The organism is Ruegeria arenilitoris, assembly GCF_013031355.1.
Lineage (GTDB): Bacteria > Pseudomonadota > Alphaproteobacteria > Rhodobacterales > Rhodobacteraceae > Ruegeria > Ruegeria arenilitoris_C.
In genome coordinates this window covers 419,454-440,129 of the sequence record NZ_WPZO01000002.1, presented here as the reverse complement: position 1 = coordinate 440,129, position 20,676 = coordinate 419,454, and the positions used below count along the sequence as shown (strand labels likewise).

The window sequence follows — 20,676 nt, the reverse complement described above, 5'->3', positions numbered from 1 at the left end:
GGCTGCACAAAAATCTTGGACAAAGCAGCTGAAGGCGCTGCCTTGAGGTTTTCAGAGGCGCACCGGCCTCGGTTCTGCCGGTGCGCCGTAAAGTGATTGCATGTGCCTGCGAGAGGTCAGAACCGCCACTCGTAGGACGCCCACGCGGCCTGCGTGGAAACATCAGCCCCAAGGGTCGATCTTGCCTCGAGGCGCAGGGTTCCGCCGTGGTCAAAGGCTTTCTCAAAGCTCAGACCGATCTCGCCAAACGTATCCGTGCCACTGCCACCGGACGCAAGCGCAAGCGTGTTGCCAAAGATTGCAACGTCGACCACCGAGGGCGCGTCGGCATCTCTGTGAACCGCTGCCAGCGACGCAGACAGGCTGCCGCCGCCCATCGCAGTCGAGTAGGCCCCGCCAATCCGGGTTTCGCTGAAAGTGACGGTTCTGTCGCCAACGGTCGCATTGGCCGAGCTGCCGGTATCGGTATAGCCGTCCAGATCTTGCTCACCGTACAGAAAGCTGACGCGTGGGGTCAGGATAGCGCCGTTTTCCAGGGCAAAGTCCCGTTCCGCCGCCACCAGCGCGGTGATCATGTCGCTGGAATAGTCGGCATCCGTTGTGACATTGCCGGACCGGGTTTCGTCGTGGTCCAGATCGCCATAGCCCAGACCAAAGCTTAGATCGGCAAACCCGAAATTCTGAGCAACGATACCACTGATAAACACACCGGATGTGTCGAAGGAGGACGTACCAAAGGTGCCGTTGTTCTTGAGATAGCTGGCCCCGAACCCGTATCGCAGCCCGGTTCCAAGATCACGGGTTACACCGGCACTGACGCTCCACATGTTGGACGACAGGGATGCGGAACTGCCGCTGGCGGTTCCATCGCTTTGGCTGCCGCTGACCAGGAAATAAGGCCGGAACCCTTCGATGGGGCCGGTACCTTTGGTGCTCAGCACGACACGATCACCGTTGGAGTTGCCACCGTCTGCGCTGTCCAGCTGGCGCGCCAGATCGTAGGTCAACCCGGCAATCTCGAACGTCTGATTGGTGTTCGGTTGCACTTCGGTCGCGTCGAACGAGGCATAGACGGGTGCAACCCCGCCTTCACCATCAACAAACCACCCCTGCGAGGCCGAGGTGACCGCGGTGGTGAATGTACCATTGGTCACGTCCTCATCCTGGAAGTGATAGACGACCCGTCCGCCCACATGCGTCAGGTTTACGTCGTGATCGCTGACCCGAATGGTACCGTCGATATCCGCCGTGGTTTCGACATTCAGCGTGCCGCCACCGTCACCCAGAAACACAGCATAGCTTTCGCCGGAAGACGCGACAGAGATATCGCCGGTGATCTTGGCCGTTCCCCGTGCCGTTTCAATGAACAGCCCGTAAGCCACGGTCTCTGGGCTGGTCGGACCACCCTCTACCGGACCTTCCTCAACCGGACCACCTTCTGTCACCTCTGCGCCGGTCGCCGTGACATTAATCGTGCCGCTATGTGTCACTTCTGCGCCGGTCGACAATTCGTCCATGCTCAGGCCATAAGCCCGAGCCGAGGCATCCCCTTTGGCCGAGACCCTGATACTGCCGCTGTTCTCCAGAAAACCGCCATTGTCGGATGCGACAACACCGAAGGCCAGCGCGTTGGAAACACCGATCGTGTTGGCTGTGACCATCACGGCACCGCTGTTGACGTAAGAGCCTCCGGCAAAGATGTCATCGGTTTTGATGCCCTGGGCAAGGACCTCGTACCCACCATCCGCATCCAACGTCACCGCAATGTCGCCCGAATTCTGGAGGTCACCCATAACATGAGAAGTGCGGATGCCCTCTGCGTTGGCGAACAAGTTGTCTTGCGTCGCCAGCGAGACCTGGATTGCGCCGGAATTCGAGACTGAACCCGTATCGGACACAGTGTTCAGCACTATGCCGTAGGCCTCGGCAAAAAAGCCCGAGCCGTTCTGCGTGGAAACCACAATATCACCTGTGTTCGTGAACGCCCCGTTCATCTCGTCGCCACTGATTCCAGACGCCGACACCCCGAAAGACCCGACAGACTCGGTCGAGACAGCAATGGTACCCGAGTTCGAAAACGTGGCGTTGGCGTCCACTATGTCGAATTGAATACCGGCAGCGCGAGCCGAAGACGATCCGTCATTGCTGGCACTGACAACAATGCTGCCCGAGTTTTCAAAGCGTCCGCTGATATCGTTGAAGACTTCAATGCCCGCAGCATAGGCTGACGTCGTTCCGGCAGCCTGAACCGAGATTGCACCCGCGTTGTCGAAAGAACCGGAGACATCGTAAACTTGGATGCCGTCCGCTTGCGCGTATTCGCCCTGGGCATTTACCGAAATCGACCCCGTATTTGTAACCTGCCCCGTGATATCGGTAACGTTGACACCGTGAGCCACCGCGGAAGTGAAGCCAGTCGCCTGCACCACGATGCTGCCGCTGTTTTCGAATGTCCCGGAAATGCCGTGCGTTTTGATACCTTCGGCGAAGGCAGACGAGGTTGCATTTACGGCAACGGTCAAATTGCCGGAGTTGCCGAACTGGCCCGCAACACTGCCGACGTCGATTGCCCGCGCCACAGCCTGGGTCGCGTTTGTGATGTTGATGTCAATGCTGCCCGAGTTTTGAAGCTGACCCGCGACACTTGCCGCAGAAATACCCTCGACCCGCGCATCGGACCCATTGCTCTGGATGGAAATCGACCCGCTGTTGCTGACGGACCCCGAGATATCGGACAGGCGCATACCACTCACCTCGATACTGGATCCTTGCGCGTTGATGCTGATCGTCCCCGAATTGACGAGGCTCCCCGCAACACTGCGCGTATCGATACCGTAGATAGTTGCGTGGTCATCGGCGGTCACCGTCAAGGTCAGAGCGCCGGAATTGCTTAGCTGTCCGTCTATGTTTTGGGTGAGAATGCCGTAAGCCTCTCCGCTCGAGGCGTTCTGCGCGCTGGCGACAATCGCACCGGAGTTGTTCAGGGTTCCTGTGGCCGCGATTTCCTGCACGACAATGCCCTGCGCGTCCGGGCTGCGCCCCGTGGCCGTAACCGTCATATTACCGGAGTTGCTGAGAGTTCCGCTCAGATCACCGGCTGCGATGCCAGTTGCAGGTCCACCCGCAGTCGAAACCGCTGAGACCGAGAGCGCCCCCGAGTTGACGACGCTTCCACTGACGTCATCAACCTGAATGCCGGTCGCGGTCGCCTGACCGGTCGCAGCCTGAGCTAGCACCGTGATGTCGCCACTGTTGGACAGTGAACCCGACACATTTACGGCTTCGATACCTCTGGCCAGGGCATCTACCGCGCCTTCTGCCACGGCAAGCAATGTGCCGGAATTCGTCACTTTCCCGCCGATATCCGAGAAATCCAAAGCATCCATTGCCGCGTTGCCGGTGGTTGCGGTGGCCTTCACATCGACCGCTCCGCTGTTGTTGACGGTTCCGGCAGACAGCACATTTCCGATATCAAACCCGTCTGCGAAGGCCTCATGGCCGGTCGCGCGACCAAAGATTGCCCCGGAGTTGTTCGCGCTGCCGGTAATCCCCGCCCCGCTGAAAATCTCGATCACGTCAAAAAACGCGCTGCCATCCGCAGCGTTCACGTCTATCGACAGCGCGCCGCTATTCTCGAAGCTGCCCGACAGGTCCAGCAACTCGATGGCATCGCCGCCGGCATTGGTGTTGCCACGGACCTGAACATGGACCGCACCGGTGTTGGTCAGGTTTCCCGAAAGGTCGTTGATTTCGATACCATCTGCGGCGGCCGACCCGGCCAGGCTGGTTGCAGTGACGGTGATCGGGCCAGAGTTGCTGACCTGACCGCTGGCCTGATTAATCTGGATGCCGTCGCTGTTGGCTGAAAAACCACTGGTGGACGCCGCGACATTGATCGAGCCGGTATTCTCCAACGTTCCGTCCACACGCGTCGACCTGATGCCATCGGCAATCGCCCGGTCGCTTGTGTCCACGTCTACGTCGAGTGTGCCCGAGTTGGAGACGGAGCCAACAATGTTGCCCGTCAAAATGCCGTAGGCCGTTCCAAATGTCAGCGCCGAATTCGCGATGTTGATCGTGCCTGAGTTCTGGATCGACCCCAACACCTGACCCTGCACCTGAATGCCCCGAAGGTCGGCGCTGTCACCTGCTGACGCGCCCATCGTGATCGTGCCCGAATTGAGGATTGTTCCCGACAGGTCGGTACTGATGTTGATCGCCGCACGTGTCCGGTTGATCCCCTCTGCCGAGGACAACTGACCGGCGTTGGTTAGGGTGCTTGTGTAATCCGGAAGAGCGAACACAACCAGACCCGGCCCGGGAAGAGGGTTCACATCGATCGATCCGGTGCCCGTGATGCTCAGGTCTTCGTCCACAACACTGACGAACGGAGTGGTCCGCGCGCTATCGATCACCTCGGCATGTCCCGAGGCGGCCGAAACGGCCACTAACGACACCGAGCCCAGCAAGAGCGAGGGCGCAATACTCGCTACTCTACCTTTCCACTTAGTCAAACGCCCCCCGCGCGCGAACGCACGAACTCTTTGCTCGGTCTGCATGTAATTCTGCCCCATCTGGCTGGTCTCCGTTCCCCGGATCCGCAAGGTTGTTTCCCTTGCGTCACCCACTCGATGCGCCATGTGTTGGCACACCCATGAACGGGGTTAAAAGAGCGATAGAAGGCGGAAATGTGGCTAAACCGACGGTTTAGAACTTTGGTTTATGCAATTCGGTCAGGGGTTTATTCAACTATGAGACTTCCCGGCCCCGGTTAGGGAAAAGGCGCGGTGTTTGACCACCGCGCCCTGTGCGTGCAGTCGGCTTCAGGCGACCGATCCGCCGTCCGTCAGGTCCTCAAGAAGCGCGCTGAGCAGCTGCGTTTTGCCACCATAGCCCGACTTTTTGTAGATCGCGTTGGTCTGCGCCTTGATGGTGCCTTCCTTGGCGTTACGAATCTCGGCCATTTCGGCGGTCGAACAGCCCTTGATCAAAAGACGGGTCACGTCACGCTCTGCATCCGAGAAGGACCATTTCTCGAAATAGGCGTTCAACAGATCCTCGAACGCACTCGAAGCGCGCGCAACCTTGTCCTCCAGCGTCTCCTGATACCGGCGCATTTTCAGAACTTCGATGCCCAGCACCATGATTGCACCAAACAGGGACAACATGATCAGAACCTCCCAGACGTGAATATCGTCCCATTCATCAATCCAGGCCACTCCCATGGCTTCGCCAATGTCTTCGAACAACATGACGCAGGCACAGAAGAGTGAGGCAAAGAAAGAAAAGGTCAGGCGTTTCTTGGAAGGCATAGATAGTCTCGCTGCTTTTTTTAGGTGGCTCGTGTTTGTCCGATGCATATCAAACCAGCAGCTTCGTCAAGGCATTCAAGCGGGTTCACGTATTTGCGCGGCAGAGAGGCAACGATTGAAGGGGAGCACCCTCCGCGGCTCGAAGGTCTGCGGTTCCTTCGGTGCGCCGGTTCAGGTGGCGTTCCGTGTTCAGAATTATGGTGTCGGGCAGGGTTTTGACCGCTGCTTGCGCCTTCCGGCCTGCAGGTTTGACTGTAAAACGACCGTCGCCACGATCACCAGCATCACGCCGGGCCATGTCGCCAAGGGTGGCGGCGTGCCCCCGAATGCCAGTCCGATGACAAGGACCAGCGCCGGGTTCAGGAACGTATAAGCTGCAACCCGGGTCGGACCGATCCTAGTCGTACTCCATTGGAAGGCGAAGAATGTCACGATCGTGGTGAAAATCGACAGGTAGGCGATCCCGGCGAATACGCCGAAAGGGATCGCAGACCATTGGACATTACCGAGCTTTGGCAGAGACAGCAAAAGCAGCCATACTGATCCGGTCGCGAGAATCCAGAACGTCATTTGGGCCATTGGCTCGCCCCGGTGCAGGACCTTTACCAGCGTGCCATAGGCCGCAAGCGCGAATGTACCCGCAAGGAACACGATGTCGCCTGTGCCAAACTCAAGTGCCATAAAGGCTGTGGGATCACCCCGAAAAATGACCCAGATCGCTCCAATTGCCCCGATGGGCAATGCGACACGTGCTGACAACGACATCCTCTCACGCAAAAGCACTGCGGCCAGGGTCGCCGTGATAATGGGGTTCAACGCAAATATCGCCGCTGTATTGAGGGGGGAGGTCATGCGCAGGGCCGTAAACATGCACCAGAAGAACGTGACCAGCAGGATGCTGAGCACGCCGTACCGCAAGAAATCGGATGCCTTGGGGATAACCAGCCCGTATCGCCACAACACGATTGGTGCAAATAAGAGGGTCGCCAGAGCAAAGCGTATCAAAGTAAGCACAACGCTATCCAGGCCGCCCGTTATCGCGGCCGCGACCGGAAACGATGTGGCCACCAGAAAAGTCGCCGTCAGCATTAACCCATGAACCGGCAGGTCCGAGGCAGAATTGGTCGGTCGAAGCGGCATTATGAACTCCTACTCGGCTGCAATTGTGTTGAAACGGCTTGGAAAGGGCCCCGGAAAGGAAATCTGGTCCAGTGGCATCCGTCCGCTTGGCACTTCGCGCGCTTTCAGGTCTTCCGGCAAACGTGCTGCATCGGCCTGACGCCCGAGCGCGATCCCTATTTCGATCTGGAACCGATCCGGCAACTCCAGCACGTGTGGCACCCGTTCAAAGGAAAGTCCTGCCATCGCATGCGCGGCGTAGCCGAGTGCCGCGGCCTGAAGTGCAATCTGCACCCACGCCGCCCCTGCATCGAAACTGTTGTAACGAGAGGGTTTGTCGGGTCGGTTTTCGTCACCCGGCATTACCGTGTCCGATACCAGGAAAACCAATGCCGAGGCGTCGGTGGCCCAATTCTGGTTGAACGGGTCGAGCAGGGAAACAAAGGCCGACCAATGCGTGCTGTCGCGCATGGCGTAGAGGAACCGCCACGGCTGAACGTTGAATGCGGACGGCGCCCAACGACCGGCTTCGAGAATGGTGAGCAGATGTGGCTCGGGCATCGCAGAGGCGTCAAAGGACCGTGGCGACCAGCGCGACAGGAAAAGCGGGTCAATCGGATAGTCCGGGTTTCTTTCAGGGCGCATTTCAGGCTCTCGTGTTTGTTTGCATTGGGTCTTCGTTCGGGATGACGGGCGCGGTTGAGACGATCCGCCGATCTCATGCAAAAGTAGGCCCATGTATCTGAGTTGATAATTCAGCGATTGGTAACAACACTATTCACTGATAGTGAATAAACATGGATCACATGACAGCACTCAATATATTTCGCACCGTCGTAGAGCGCGGCAGCTTTGCAGCGGCTTCCCGTCATCTTGGCCTTTCGCCTGCAGCGGTCAGCAAGAACGTCAGTGAGTTGGAGACGCATCTTTCGGCGCGCCTGATCAACCGGACCACCCGTAAAATGAGCCTGACCGAAGCGGGATCGTTGTATTTCGAACGCGTCGTTCAAATCCTGGACGATCTCGAGGAGGCGGACGGAACCCTTCAAGCCGGTCAGAGCACGCCGAGCGGCTTACTGCGTGTCAGCGCTCCGGTGACGGCCACACTTGTTGGTTTGTCGGGCGCAATTCCAAAGTTTCTGGACCGCTATCCAGAGGTGTCTTTGGATCTGAATCTCGATGACAGACGGGTTAACCTGGTCGAAGAAGGGTTTGATATTGCCTTGCGCGGCAGTGACAGCCTTGAGGATTCAGGTCTCATCGCGCGCAAACTGATGATCATGGAACATGTGCTGTGCGCAGCCCCGTCTTACTTCGACGCGCATGGACGGCCCGAACGACCCGAAGATCTTTCGCAGCACAATTGCATCCAGTTCAGCTTATCGGACCATGCCGCGAAATGGTCTTTTCGGAACGCCAACCGTTCAGTCAGCGTTCCGGTTAACGGCCGCTACAAGGTCTCCTCCAGCCTTGCGGTTCGCGATGCCCTGCGCGCTGGATTTGGCCTGAGCCTTATTCCACGCATGTATGTCGCGGACGATCTTGCGTCGGGCCGGCTTTGTGCTGCGTTAGAGCATTGGACACCAAATGAAACCTCACTTTATGCGGTGTATCCGTCCCGGCGCTATGTCGTCTCAAAGGTACGCGTGTTTCTCGATTTTCTGGTCGAGGAATTTTGCGCTTAGCCAGTGATCTCCTGCACCTTCATGACAAGTTCATTCCAATTGCGCTGATTTTCGATGTCGTGTTCCAAGCCCTGCTCGTCGGCAATCCTGAAGCGGTTGACCGCAGGTGTTTTGCTTGTCGCCTGATAAAGCCAATAGGCTTCTGCCTTCAGAGCTTCGGCAATGGGCTTATCGATGGATTCGTAGACCATTTGCTTGCAGGCATTTATCGATTCAGCCGGGAATTGCGCGATGCGGTTCGCCAGCGCATCGACGTAAGGGCCGATCTCATCTGGCTCCAACGCCTTGTTGATCGTTCCCATGCGTTCAGCATCATCTGCATCATAGTCCTGAGCACTCAGAATGATTTCAAGCGCGCGCCCAAGACCGGTCTGACGCGCCATCCGTGACGCGCCGCCGCCACAGGGCAGGATACCCATGCCGACCTCCATCTGCATGAACTTGAACTTCCCACGGGCCGCAAAGCGCATATCCAGCGCAAGCGCCAGCTCATGCCCGCCGCCGCGTGCAAAGCCTTCAAGTTTGGCGATGGTGGCCTGAGGGACTTTGCTGAGGCGTTCACAGACTGATTGCAGGTCCAGCAACTGGACATCTTCGCGCGAAACGGCCTCGGTCGACATGTCCTTGAGCAGCTCTGTATCGTAATGACAAACCCAAATCTCCGGGTTTGCGGATTGGAAAACCACTACCTTGGTGTCCCTGTCCCGCTCCAGCCGCATGGCAAGGCTGTTGAGGTCCGCCAACATCTCCTGGCCCTGAACATTTACCGTCCCGAAATCGAACGTTACCGTGGCGACCGCATTTTCGACCTTCACATCGAATGTTTGGAAGTTTTCATATTTCATTGAACAGTCCTTTCTTGGCCCTCGGCATCGCTGATGCGAGGGGTGGGGTTAGACGATTGGGGGAGCGCGGCTTAACTTTGCTGGCGCGTAATGGCGCGAATTGTCCTCATCACATCTGTTGCGTGCTCGGTGTTCAGCGCCGCGGGATGCGGGTCGGCGAACGCGCCACTGTCATTGTCGAAATAACGCCCTGACGCATTTGAGAAGTGATCGCCCAGCGCGGCTTCGATCAGGATATCTGCCCCGATGTTGAGATCGTTGCCCGCAACGCCAAAGCCATCCTTGACCATCTTTGAAGCAAGCAGCGAGCCCGGGTTCACGGCAATCAAAGCCGGCCCGCCGGCTAGTTCCCTGGCCCACTCACGGGTCCAGATTGTAATTGCCAGTTTGCTTTGGGCATACGCTCCCATATCGGACAGACGTGTTTCACCCTGCATCGCACCGATATCCACCGGTGCCTGAGCCGCCGACGACAGGTTCACGACACGTCCGGTTGCGGGCATGATTGGCAACAGCAACTCGGTCAGCAGATACGGCGAAAACGTGTTGACGACAAAGCGGATATCAAGCCCGTTTTCGAGCACAGGTTGCGGTGCCTTCAAGACACCCGCGTTGTTTATCAATACATCCAGTGAACCGTTTTTGGCCCGGATAGCTGCAGCAAGCCCGACCACCGCTGACATATCCGAGAGATCCGCACTGTATGTCTCGGCCTGGCCTCCAACGGCTTCTTGGGCGGCTTTCAGCTTTGACGGGTTGCGGCCATGCAATAGGACTCGATGGCCATCACCCGCAAGCTTTTTGGCCGTAAGCAGTCCGATACCGTCGGTTGCACCCGTGACAAGAATGGTCTTGGTCATGTCATTGTCCTTCTATGAAAAGTCGGACAGAAGATCGTCTGCCAGACGTTTGAGCGTTGTTTCGATGGAGGTCTGGTTAAACCTCAGATTCAGGGCGACGTGGTTCACCCCCATGGCCTCGATGTCGCGCAGGTATCGGCGCAGGAAGGTCGTGCCTGATTGGAAACCCAAGTGGATCGGACGCGCCGGGGCGTCGGGCTCCTCAAGCAAATCGACGTAGAGCGATTGCATCACCGGTTTGTCCGGTTGTCCCATCTTTGCCAGTCGATCCCGATAATCTGACACGACACGCGCCTGCGACGCCACATCCCGGGGATAGGTCATCCACCCGTCTCCGTTTTGGGCGATCCAGTCGGGCGATTGTTGGCTGCCTCCTGTGATCAACAGGGGCAAGCGCGCGCCCGTGGGTTTCGGCAACAGGTCGATATTGCCGGAAAGATGGCCCTGCCTGCTTTCGTGTGTGGGATAGGACGCCCCAACGGCGCTGATATAGCCGACACTGTCACGGAACCGTTCCCCGCGATCCGGATAGGTTTGGTTCAAAGCCGGGTATTCTTCGGGCCGGTCGCCGGACGCGACCCCCAATAGCAACCGTCCACCGGACAGCACATCCGCCGACGCCGCGGCCTTGGCGACATGCGCCGGATGGCGCAGGGGCAAAACGATGCTCGCTGTCCCAAGCGCTATGCGATCCGTCACGGTTGCCAGAGCACCAAGATAGACGAAGGGATCAAAGATCTGACCCGCATCACCAAAGCTGGGCACGTTGAAGGGCACATCCCGCAGCCAAAGCGCCGAGAACCCCAGCCGCTCGGCCAGTTGAGCCGCTTCAAGGTGACCTTTCATAGTCGGTTCGGCGCCGACCGCGTAAGCTTCTAACGGGATTACGAGTCCAATGCTCAGCCGATTGGGGCGAAACACCTGGTTGAAGGCCTTGTTGATTGGGACAAATGCCGGGTTTTGGCTCTTATCCAACATGATGACTCCTCGCTCAGTAGCGCACCAAAGTGCGGCTCTCGATGCTTTTGCGCGGGGTTGTGACCGTCGGGTCCTCGACCATATCGAGCGCGCTATGCGCGACCGAAGGCAGTCCCTGATTGTCATAGATATTGAACACCGCGACCTCATCGGGCGTCATCTTGGACAGGTAAAGCCAATCGTGGTTCTCATTGCCCACAAGCCCCATGATCTGGCCTTTGCGGTCCGGGTAGATCAGGTCGAGCAAAACCCAGTCGTCCGGGTCAATGCTTGCTGTGCGAACAAAGCCCAGAGGCGCGCTATTGATTGCATGTTGAACCGGGCGCCACAGATTGACAAACGCATAATGGCCTTGCTCCCATTCCGCGGCCGCCTCTGGACCAAGCAAGTCGATCAGACGTTGTCTGGCGCCATTCTCGCTATAGTCGCTGTGAACATTGCGCGCTGGCTTGCGTGTCGCTTTCGGGTCATCCACCCGAACCGTATGATCAAAGACCACGACCTCGCGGGCAGCCAACTTGCCCGTCAGCAGGCGCGTGATCTCCTTATCATAGGTCTGCGCCCAGCTATCACCGGAAAACGCGGTCAAAGAACTCGGGGCGAAAGCAAACTCGACCCCGTCTTCCGCAAAGCGTAAAGGCTGCGCCGACCCGCGCATGTCGGTAAGAGGCACTTTGGTGGGTGCCAGTTCAGGCGAAATCAGATTGCCTACAATTCCACCGGCGTCCAACTCGAACGCCTGCCGCTCCGGCTTGTGGACGTGGTAGTTTACGATACCAGTTCTTTGCATCCGATTTCTCCTTCCCTACCCTGATCGGGCAGCCTTTGCGCTTTTCGAGGCGGCCTTAGAACCAGCTCACAGTCTCGGCCATCGAGCGGCGGGTCTTCGGGAATTGAGGATCGCTGGCCCGATGTCCGAACGCGAACATGACCGCCGGTCTCCACTTGGTCGTATCCACATCGAAATGCATGGAAAGCGCCTCGGTGGTCAGTTCCATGTCAAACCCCTCGATCGGGCAAGAGTCGATCCCCATCAGGGCCGCCGCTGTCATCATGTTGGCCAGGACGATATAGGCCTGCTTGCCGGACCAATCCGCAATCTCACGGTCGGAGGTGACGCGGTGGTCCGTTGATTGAAATTTGCCGTAGGCACCGTTGAACAGCTCGATGACATCATCAGGCAGTTGTTTCACCGTGCGGTAGTGGTCCTGCAGATATTCGGACCCTGCGGTCATGGTTTCCGCGGTGCTGGCAAGAATGATCCCGAAATGACTCGCCGTGCCCAATTGGCCCGTGCTGCCGTTCATCATTCCGTTTGCGCCCCAGGAAAATTCCCGAAAGTGCTCGCGCATCTCGGGCGACTGGATGATCAGGACTTTGAACGGCTCGTGCCCAAAGGAAGTTGGAGACAGGCGCCCGGCCTCAAGAATGGTTTCGAATTCGGAATCGCTGATCTTCTTCTCGGGATCAAAGATCTTGGTCGCGTGCCGAAAATTGAAGGCTTCGAGGATCTGTGACTGGACGTTAGGACGAACGGACATTTGTGACTCCATCTGATGTGTCTTTCGTTGACCCCGAAATAACACTTGCAGAAACCGATAAAACTGGGGAAAACGGGTTTCAGTTTTCGGTTTTTGCTTATAATTGAGCTATGGATACCCAAGCCCTTCGCCTTTTCGTTCTTGCCGCGGACAAGCTAAACATCTCGGCCGCGGGACGGGAACTGGGGTTGGTTCCGTCTGTATCCAGTGCACGGCTTGCCAAACTGGAACTCCAACTGGGGGTTGAACTTCTTCATCGCTCGACGCGCAAAGTTTCCCTGTCGGTGGAAGGGGCCGAGTTCCTGCCCTACGCGCGTGAGATTCTGGCACAGGAAGAGACCGCTTTAGCCGCTTTGGGACAAGGTGCGGCACAAGCCACCGGTACCCTTCGCTTTACCGCACCCAGCACGTTTGCCCAGCTATACATCGCGCCAATCCTTGCGAAGTTTCAGGATCAACAGCCGGGAGTTACGCTGGACCTGCGTCTATCGGACACCCAGTTCGACCTGATCGAGGGCAGCTATGATCTTGCACTGCGGAACGCGCCGCTGGTCGACACCAGCCTCAAGGGGAGAAAGCTGGCGGATGACAGACGCATCTTATGCGCCGCACCTCACTATCTGGACGAGCATGGCGTACCGGAAACCCCGGACGATCTGACAAACCACAAACTCATCGCATTCCGCCATATCCGCGCGCGCACACTGAAATCCGCGGGTGGCGCTACCGCGACGTTCGATCCGGGGGCAACCAAGTGTCCGCTGATCATGGATGATGGCCTCAGCCAAAAGATCGCAACCGTCGCTGGTGCCGGTATCTCGATGAATTCGCTTTGGAGCGTCCACGAAGAGCTTGCATCAGGCAAGCTAAGGCATGTCTTGCCCGACTATGAAGCCGCAGAAGAGAACGTTCTGTGGCTTATCTATCCAAAATCAAACGTTCTGTCGCCCAAGGTTCGCGTGTTTATGGATTTCCTGATCGCCGAAATTGCCACACATCCACCGTGGGAAAAACCGGTGGCGTAGATTCCCTTTGCAGCGCGCAGGCGCCCAGCGCGATGGGTTGAGCCCGCGAAATCGCATCAATCGTTCGGTCAGTGATGCCATATCAGCGAACTCGGGCCCAGATCAGCAGGGTTTGCATCAAGCCTATGCCATAGCTGTCCGCGCGCGTTACTCGCACCAAAACGCCAGTTATTCGCACCAAAGCGCGATTTCTCGTACTTTGGCCGGTTTTTGATGAGGCGCATTCAGCTATAGGTTCCGCATCGGGTGGACCTCGAGGAAATGGTTCCACCGGACGGAATTCCAGGTTTGGGATTTCTTGCTGAGGAAAATCGGCGTGTCGGGCAAATTCGACGTTTGTTGGATCGTAACCCTGTAGCGGAAAGACGTTATGGGAATAGAGGTGGTCTTCATGACTTTCGCGCTCAAGCGCCATGCTAATCGGGTCAGGCCTGCGTTTGAACAGCGACTCTATGCCCAGAACCCATTCGATCGCTATCTGGCCGCACCAGATTGCGGTACTATTACCTCCGGCGAAAGCCTGTTTGCGTCGGATCTGGAACTGGCGCCGCACCGACGGTCAGCTTTCCGGTAGTGGTAGCAAGCAGAAATGTCCGAAGTGTTGGTTTCCTGGGGAGCATATTTCGTTGCTGACAAAGGCTGAACTTGCTGTCTGGCTGCGTGGCTTGATGAAAGACAAAGTCTTCATTTCAGCCTACGCCGTGGTCTTTCTGGCTCTTGTGATTGTAGAGCGGGGACATGCAGTTCCGAACATCAGCCAGGTTCAACACGCTTTGTACGTGTTGGCTTGGGTGATTGCATTCTACGCGTTTTATTTTTTCGCGGGGCCCACCCTGTTCTACTGGTCCATTCGCAACTCCATTTGTGTGTTTTGGACCACGTTGGGAAGCTATCTGATAATTCTATTCCTTAAGACCTTCATTGTGACCCACCTGCTGGCGGGCGGATCGTCTCTTGGACACGCAGTCCTTTATTACCTTACCTCTGCATTTGTCTCGACTGTGGTTACCTACGCCATATTTTTGCACTTCAGGGCTCAGGCGGTGAAGGGTTTCGGATACGACCCGCTGAAATACCTGTTTCGGCGTCCTCCAAGACAAATGGAATGTCCGATCCAGATGAAGCTCGACGAGGCAAATCGCGGCCCGTTGCTGATGATCGAAGCGCAGAACCAGTATGTGTCGGTCACAACTGAAAACGGCACGCAGCTGATACGAATGACACTGAAAAGCGCTACTCAGAGCTTGGACCCTGATGCCGGTTTGCTAATCCACCGATCGAGGTGGTTGTCGAAAAAGCAAATAGACGAATTGGTCTACAAAAATGGAAATCCCTACGTCGTGACCCCAAGCGGCAATGCGTATTCGATAAGCCGAAAGATGGTGTCCAAGGTTAAAGAGACCATTGAACAGCGCAAGGCGCAGTCTTTCAGCATCGATCAGACGGGACCCGCAACAAGAAACGAAAAAGCACAATGCTGAATTGCGGGCAGGCAGAAACAAAAAATCGCCCCACCGCTTAGACCCGTCAGTTTGGATTTTTCGAAATCGCATCCTTCGACATGGCAAAGCTGGTCAGCCCCGACACCGCAAACAGAAGTAACGACCGGCGTAACAGTCACCGGCAACTCGAAAGAACTTACCAAAATGCCCTCCAAAGAACGTCTGACGCTATCATTCTTTGCATCACTTGCCGCGGCGCTCCTGATGCTTCTGGAAGAGTTTAGCGAAGCGATGGGATTGGCATGGGTGCACAACTGGGACGATTACCACATCTGGGCAATTATCGTCATGCTGTGTTTGTTGGGTTCGATCATAGCCCTTGGAGTCGAGTTGCTCCGTATGGGTCACCACGTGATAAAACTTGAGGGAAATGCGAGCCGTGCCTCAGAAGCGTTTGAGGAGCTATTGGTGGGCTACTTTGACAAATGGTCATTCACCAGAGCCGAGAGGGATGTAGCGCGACTTCTTCTGAAAGGATGCTCCACCGCAGAGATTGCCGAAGCCAGAGATGCGAAAGAAGGCACTGTGAAGGCACAAACAAACTCTATCTACAGGAAGTCAGGATTCTCCAACAAATCGCAGCTTTTCAGCGCTCTCTTGGAAGATCTTACCGGCGACGGATCAAAGCAAAACTGACCCCCAAGAAAGTATGAGCGGCTTCGTTTCAGCCTGGCGCTTAGCCCCCGGCCCTGTTTCCAAGGCGCCCCGGTGAAAGGATTTTTCACAGTGCCTTTCTGCTACTTTTACCCTGTTCCTCAATGCGGGTAACCTCACGACCATCTGAATAAGTTAAGGCCGAGGCACTGTGTTTGACCTCGTCCGGTAGGTTAATGAGAGCCCGGTTGGTTACCCTTGTTTCCTGAACATACGACAAAACACCATTGAACCGGTTACACCGGGTTTTCGAATGAGATTTCAGGCCATTCATTCTCCCGCCAGCACCTTAAATCGGGTGACTAAGGGGCTCTGTTTCGTCGATGCAAACTCCAAGGCACACGCCTTGGTACATCGGCATTTCATGGTTTCAAATCTGTGAAATTTCGTTGGCGATAAACTAAGGTGTAAGCCGCATAAACCAAGGTTCAATATTGCCTAAACAGCCTCATTATCGCCCTTTTTGACCCTTCAAGCCCAATGCTGAGTGTGCAAGCAAATGCGCATTGAAGGGGTGACGCAGGGTAACCAGCTCTGCTCGCGCACAACAAAATCTTTAGCCAGATGGGGCAGGAAACATGCAGGTCGAGCAGAGGGTACACGCGTTCGCGCGCGGGGGACGTCTAACCAAGTGGAAGGGAAAAGTGGCGAGCATTGCGCCCTCGCTGTTCTTGTGCTCCGCCTCGGTTTTGGCCGTCTCGGCAGGGTCCTCGCTGGCAGAGGTTGTCAATGGGGCACGAACCACGCCGCTGATCAGTAGTGTGGATGAAGACCACACCATCTCGAACACCGGGTCGATCAGCATCAACCGTTTGCCGGGGCCTGCCTTGGTTCAGGTCAACGTGGCGGATTATTCCAGCACAGTGACGAACGCCGGGCAACTGACAGCCCCAGAGGCGAACGTCAGGACTCGTGCAGCGGTCGACATCAATGGTGACTTGTCAGGCGCTGTTCTGAACTCGGGCTCCATCACGATGGGTGCCTCATCCGGCGACTCAGCAGTGATCTTTGGAGTAGATGTCTCTGGGAACACGACAGGTTCGGTACAAAACACTGGCGTTATCAGTATCGCAAATTCAGCGCTGACCTCCGGCACCTCTGTGGGTATTCTAGTCAATCAACTCGATGGCACACTGTTCAACAGTGGGACAATCGATCTTCGGGGCAACAACAGCAGCAGAGCTATTGCAATTGGACTAACGGCCGACGTTGTGAACGGAGCTGCGAGTAACAGCGGCAGCATTGGTATTGATGTCTCAAGCTCTGGCGGGTCGGCTTTCGGATTTGGCATGTCCTTTGTGACAATCAACGGAACGGTCGATAACTCCGGCCCCATTAGTGCATCTGCATCCGGAACAAATATTGGCCGCGCGGCCGGTGTTGAAATTGATCGTCTGTCAGGGGAATTTAACAGTACCGGGGCCATCAATGTGTTGGCAGCTGGTGGAAACCAGGCAACCGGGGGCGCAATTGAGATAAACAGCCTCTCCGGGCGTCTGCAAAACAGCGGCGCACTTACTGTCGAGATGACAGCGGGTAACACCGGAAGAGCAGACTATGACGTCGTCAAAGTCTCCGGCCTGAGCGGAACACTGACCAACTCGGGGATGGTTTCCGGGCGGGGTTTCGGCGGAAACGCTGTTGCAGATGGGTTCGATATCGGGGGCGTGGGCGACGGCGCGAATTTCGACAATTCGGGCACAGTGAATATTCAGGCACTTGCTACATCTACAACCGCAAATGCCGACGGATTCGACTTCGGCAATGTTGCTGGCAATGTATCGAACTCTGCGCCCGTCAATGTTATCGCAGGCGGTATCAGCCAAGCGCAGGCCAGAGGGATAGCGGCCAGCAACGTCTCGGGTACTCTGCTCAACAGCGGGGCGATTTTCGCCGATGCCCGGGCGAGCAATGGCGCGGGTTTCGCACGTGGCATCCAGGTTAACGATGTCAGCGGCCAACTCACCAATACCGGAGCCATCGTGGCGAGCGGCGTCGGACTAAGCGCTGGCGGGCCTGTCGGAGTTTCCAACAATGGCGGCGCGACAGGAATCTCCACAGGTACCATTTTGGGGGGATTGACCAACAACGGCGATATCACTGCGACGGGACGGGGAAGACGTGCCAGCGTATACGGCATCGACGCGGGGAACGTCGACAACGCTTTGGTCAATACCGGCGCGATCACACTGACAGCAAACGCCACCGGATCGGGTAGTGCGACAGGCATCCATACCGGAAGATTGAACGGGACTCTGCAAAACTCTGGAAGCATCGCCATTCAACTAAGCGCCGCCGACCATGCGTCCGCATACGGAATTGACGTTGGCGAAATATACGGTGCTCTGAGCAATTCGGGCTCAATCACCATCCAGGTGGATAACGGTTCTAGCATCGAAGCCATTGGCATTCGGTCTTCGACGGTACAAGGGACGTTTTCCAATAGCGGAAACATCACGGTCGCCAGTCATGGGTCCACCGGCTCAGCCGAAGGACTCCGTGCAGGTTCCATTGCGGCAACTGGGACTATGACCAATACCGGCACGATCACTGCCATCGCTGAGGGGCAAGGATCAGGAGCGGGCGCCGAAGGGATCAGGATTTTGGGCCGTGTAGCGGGCACGCTGGAAAACAGTGGTCAGATCATAGCCCAGGCGGTCGACACCAGTTCCGCCACCGCAACCGGCATTCTGACAGGTGCCGTTGATGGATCAATAACCAACAGCGGGACAGTAACGGCCGCGGCAGGAGGAGGATCCTTTGCGTATGTCGAGGGAATTGAAGTAAGGGGAAACGTCGATGGGTCCTTCAATAACAGTGGTGCAATTACAGCCCAGGCCGTCGGCACAAGCTCTGCCTACGTGGATGGGATCAATGTTATCGATGTTAGCGGCACGTTCAGCAACTCGGGCGTAGTCTCTGTATCCGCTCAGGCGGCATTTGCAGGTGCAGAAGGGCTGAGTTTGGATGATATTCAAGGTTCAGTCGATAATTCCGGGGATATTTCGGCAATAGCCTCAGGAACCGGCACCGCGAGAGCGAGCGGGATTAATCTCGGCGCCATCGACGGCCGTTTTTCAAATTCCGGAAGTATTGTCGCAAGTGCGGCAACAGCCAGCTCGGGCGCGCCTTTTCCCTTCCAACGCGCTGTAGCCACCGGGATTTACGTGGATAACATCAACGAAGATCCGATGGGCGGTTCCGGTGTGTTCGAGAATTCGGGCGCGATAGCGGCCTCGGCCTCAGGTTTGAACGCCTCCGCCTTGGGTCTGCGGTTCTCTCACGTCGGCGGCAAGCTGTCCAACAGCGGCAACATCTCTGTCAGCGTGGTGGCGGATCAGGGTTCTACAGCCTTTGCGGCCGGGATTACCGGTGCAAACGTTCGTGATAGTGGGGACGTCTTAAACTCTGGCACCCTGCAGGTTTCCGCAGCAGGCCAAAATGTTTCAACCGTTGCTGCCGTGGGGATGTCCTTTGACCAGATCGGCAAGACTGTATCGAACGCCGGAGCGATATCGGTTTCGGCCCAAGGTGACACTCTTGTCCGCGCGCACGGCATTACAACGGCCGCATTGTCCACAGGTGGCGTTCTGAGCCATAGCGGCTCGATCTCGGTCTCTGCCAGCGGGGGCACGGATACGGAAGCTTATGGCATTTTTGTGGGTAGCGCCCAGGGAACAGTCAATGTGACGGGTGACGTCTCGGCCGCTTCATCCGGCAAGAGTTATGCGGTGTTTCTGGGCGACGGCGGTGGCACGCTGAATGTCGAATCCACCGCAGATATTGACGGCACCATCCGGGTCAGCGATCACGACGTCAATCTGAGCAATGTTGGTGGACGAGTTGTCTATCGTTTCCAGGACGATGACACGGCCAACGGTGTGTTCACGACGTCTGTGTCCTCAGCCTCTCAAGGTTGGTTTGTTGATAATGAAGGGGGCGCGGCGCCCGTTTATGCATCGTTCGACGCCACCGAGCTGCAACCCAACACAAACCAAACGTTCGAGATTGCGGGTCTGTCGTACAATCTCGCACGCCAGTTGGACCGCGCCGATGTTGGCACTGCCAGCCGCGACCGGGTGGTACTCAGCACGCGCGGAAGCGGCCCAATCGAAGGGTTCCGGCCATACTTTTTGGTTAGTGGCAGCAAAAGCGACGGAACAGCAGGCGGCAGCTCTTCGGCACTTTCGTCAAACTTGTGGAGTGTCAGTGCAGGTGTAACCCGCGATCTTGGAACCGGGCTGCGATACGGGTTTGGAGCCAGCTATTTCAAGAATGACGGAACCTTTGGCACTTCGTCCTTTGATACTTCGGGTGTGTTTATCAGCGGCATCGTCGCACAAAACTTCGGATTTGCCGATCTGAGCTTTGGCTTGGGATACGGTGACCTGGACAATGATGAGACCCACTCCAGCGGCAATGTTACGTCGGAGGCTGACTATTCCAGCGACATGATAACAGCCTTGGTCGCGGCAGAGCGGGATCTTGCCTTGAAAAACGGCGCGATCCTGACCCCTAGGGCAAGCTTTCTGTACGGAGAGCAAAACCTGGACGGCTACACCGAAACGGGTGGGACCGCCAATGCAACAGTGGGGGATCGAACCGTCACCTTCAATGAAACCCGGATCGGTGGTGCATACGCAACTTCCATGCTTGGCGGGCGCCTGTCGGCATCTCTGGATGCTGTTCGCAGGGACGCGGATGCGCCGTCGGTCGTGGATGTAACCATATTTGGCAACACACTTGCTCTCGCCTCAGGCGGAGGGGGGACCGACACCTTTGGCGAGGTGGGGCTAAACTTCGAGAAACCCTTCCATCATGGGGGAATCCTTCACCTTGAAGCGAGATCAACCCTTGGGGCTGACGTATCAACCCAGGCCCTCTGGGCGTCCTACGAATGGAAGTTCTGAATAGGAGATACGCACATGTTTGAGTCACCCAAAACAAACAGTTCTATTTGGCCACCCCGACCCCTTTGAGTGTGGCCTTGAGATAGCGGTCCACCAAAACTGCTATCTCTGTGGACCACCCAAGCCATTCACACGGGTGGTCCACAATCTCTCTTCGAGAGCTTCAATATCAGGCAAAGTGACGCGACTGACATGGGCTCGGCCAGTTTAGGTCAATTTTCGCAACGTGATGTGCCTAAACCTTT

14 protein-coding genes are annotated in these 20,676 nt (G+C 56.7%); 5 read left to right on the top strand and 9 right to left on the bottom strand.

The features are described from left to right. Positions 1–116 precede the first annotated feature (116 nt). The 4 genes from GOX63_RS07700 to GOX63_RS07685 form a co-directional block, all read right to left on the bottom strand. Positions 117–4,448, bottom strand: a complete 4,332-nt coding sequence (locus GOX63_RS07700) for a beta strand repeat-containing protein (RefSeq protein WP_170545417.1) — start codon at positions 4,446–4,448, stop codon at positions 117–119. A 375-nt stretch (positions 4,449–4,823) separates the two neighbouring features. After that, positions 4,824–5,312, bottom strand: coding sequence for a helix-turn-helix transcriptional regulator (locus GOX63_RS07695; RefSeq protein ID WP_170327442.1), 489 nt, complete (start codon positions 5,310–5,312; stop codon positions 4,824–4,826). Between the two features lie 195 nt (positions 5,313–5,507). Next, positions 5,508–6,452: a DMT family transporter gene (locus GOX63_RS07690; RefSeq protein ID WP_170545414.1), complete on the bottom strand. Its 945-nt coding sequence runs from the start codon at positions 6,450–6,452 to the stop codon at positions 5,508–5,510. 9 nt (positions 6,453–6,461) lie between these two features. After that, entirely contained in the window at positions 6,462–7,076 is a 615-nt protein-coding gene (locus GOX63_RS07685) for a nitroreductase family protein (RefSeq protein WP_170327444.1), read from the bottom strand. A 161-nt stretch (positions 7,077–7,237) separates the two neighbouring features. On the opposite strand from GOX63_RS07685, the gene GOX63_RS07680 reads away from it, so the two are divergent. Then, positions 7,238–8,116 (top strand): LysR family transcriptional regulator, encoded by an 879-nt coding sequence (locus GOX63_RS07680; RefSeq protein ID WP_217356186.1) that lies wholly within the window; start codon positions 7,238–7,240, stop codon positions 8,114–8,116. Here the strand turns inward: GOX63_RS07680 and GOX63_RS07675 are convergent. From GOX63_RS07675 to GOX63_RS07655, 5 genes are all read right to left on the bottom strand, one after another. Further along, positions 8,113–8,961, bottom strand: a complete 849-nt coding sequence (locus tag GOX63_RS07675) for an enoyl-CoA hydratase/isomerase family protein (protein WP_170327446.1) — start codon at positions 8,959–8,961, stop codon at positions 8,113–8,115. The genes GOX63_RS07680 and GOX63_RS07675 overlap by 4 nt on opposite strands. A gap of 71 nt (positions 8,962–9,032) precedes the next feature. Then, positions 9,033–9,821: an SDR family NAD(P)-dependent oxidoreductase gene (locus tag GOX63_RS07670; protein ID WP_170327447.1), complete on the bottom strand. Its 789-nt coding sequence runs from the start codon at positions 9,819–9,821 to the stop codon at positions 9,033–9,035. A 12-nt stretch (positions 9,822–9,833) separates the two neighbouring features. After that, positions 9,834–10,799, bottom strand: a complete 966-nt coding sequence (locus GOX63_RS07665; protein WP_170327448.1) for an LLM class oxidoreductase — start codon at positions 10,797–10,799, stop codon at positions 9,834–9,836. 13 nt (positions 10,800–10,812) lie between these two features. Then, the gene (locus tag GOX63_RS07660) at positions 10,813–11,589 is read right to left on the bottom strand and encodes a CmcJ/NvfI family oxidoreductase (protein WP_170545411.1); all 777 of its coding nucleotides are present in this window, start codon (positions 11,587–11,589) and stop codon (positions 10,813–10,815) included. A 55-nt stretch (positions 11,590–11,644) separates the two neighbouring features. Continuing rightward, on the bottom strand, positions 11,645–12,340 hold the full coding sequence (locus GOX63_RS07655) for an NAD(P)H-dependent oxidoreductase (protein WP_254435885.1): 696 nt from the start codon (positions 12,338–12,340) through the stop codon (positions 11,645–11,647). A gap of 110 nt (positions 12,341–12,450) precedes the next feature. On the opposite strand from GOX63_RS07655, the gene GOX63_RS07650 reads away from it, so the two are divergent. The 4 genes from GOX63_RS07650 (at position 12,451) to GOX63_RS07635 (ending at position 20,431) form a co-directional block, all read left to right on the top strand. After that, complete coding sequence (locus GOX63_RS07650; RefSeq protein ID WP_170545408.1) at positions 12,451–13,365, top strand: LysR family transcriptional regulator; 915 nt, start codon at positions 12,451–12,453, stop codon at positions 13,363–13,365. 452 nt (positions 13,366–13,817) lie between these two features. Beyond that, entirely contained in the window at positions 13,818–14,846 is a 1,029-nt protein-coding gene (locus GOX63_RS07645) for a LytTR family DNA-binding domain-containing protein (protein WP_170545406.1), read from the top strand. Between the two features lie 51 nt (positions 14,847–14,897). Then, entirely contained in the window at positions 14,898–15,503 is a 606-nt protein-coding gene (locus GOX63_RS07640) for a helix-turn-helix transcriptional regulator (RefSeq protein ID WP_254435884.1), read from the top strand. Positions 15,504–16,099: 596 nt separating this feature from the next. Beyond that, a complete protein-coding gene (locus GOX63_RS07635; RefSeq protein ID WP_170545403.1) occupies positions 16,100–20,431 on the top strand; it encodes a beta strand repeat-containing protein in 4,332 nt (1,443 codons plus the stop codon). The last annotated feature ends 245 nt before the right edge of the window (positions 20,432–20,676 follow it).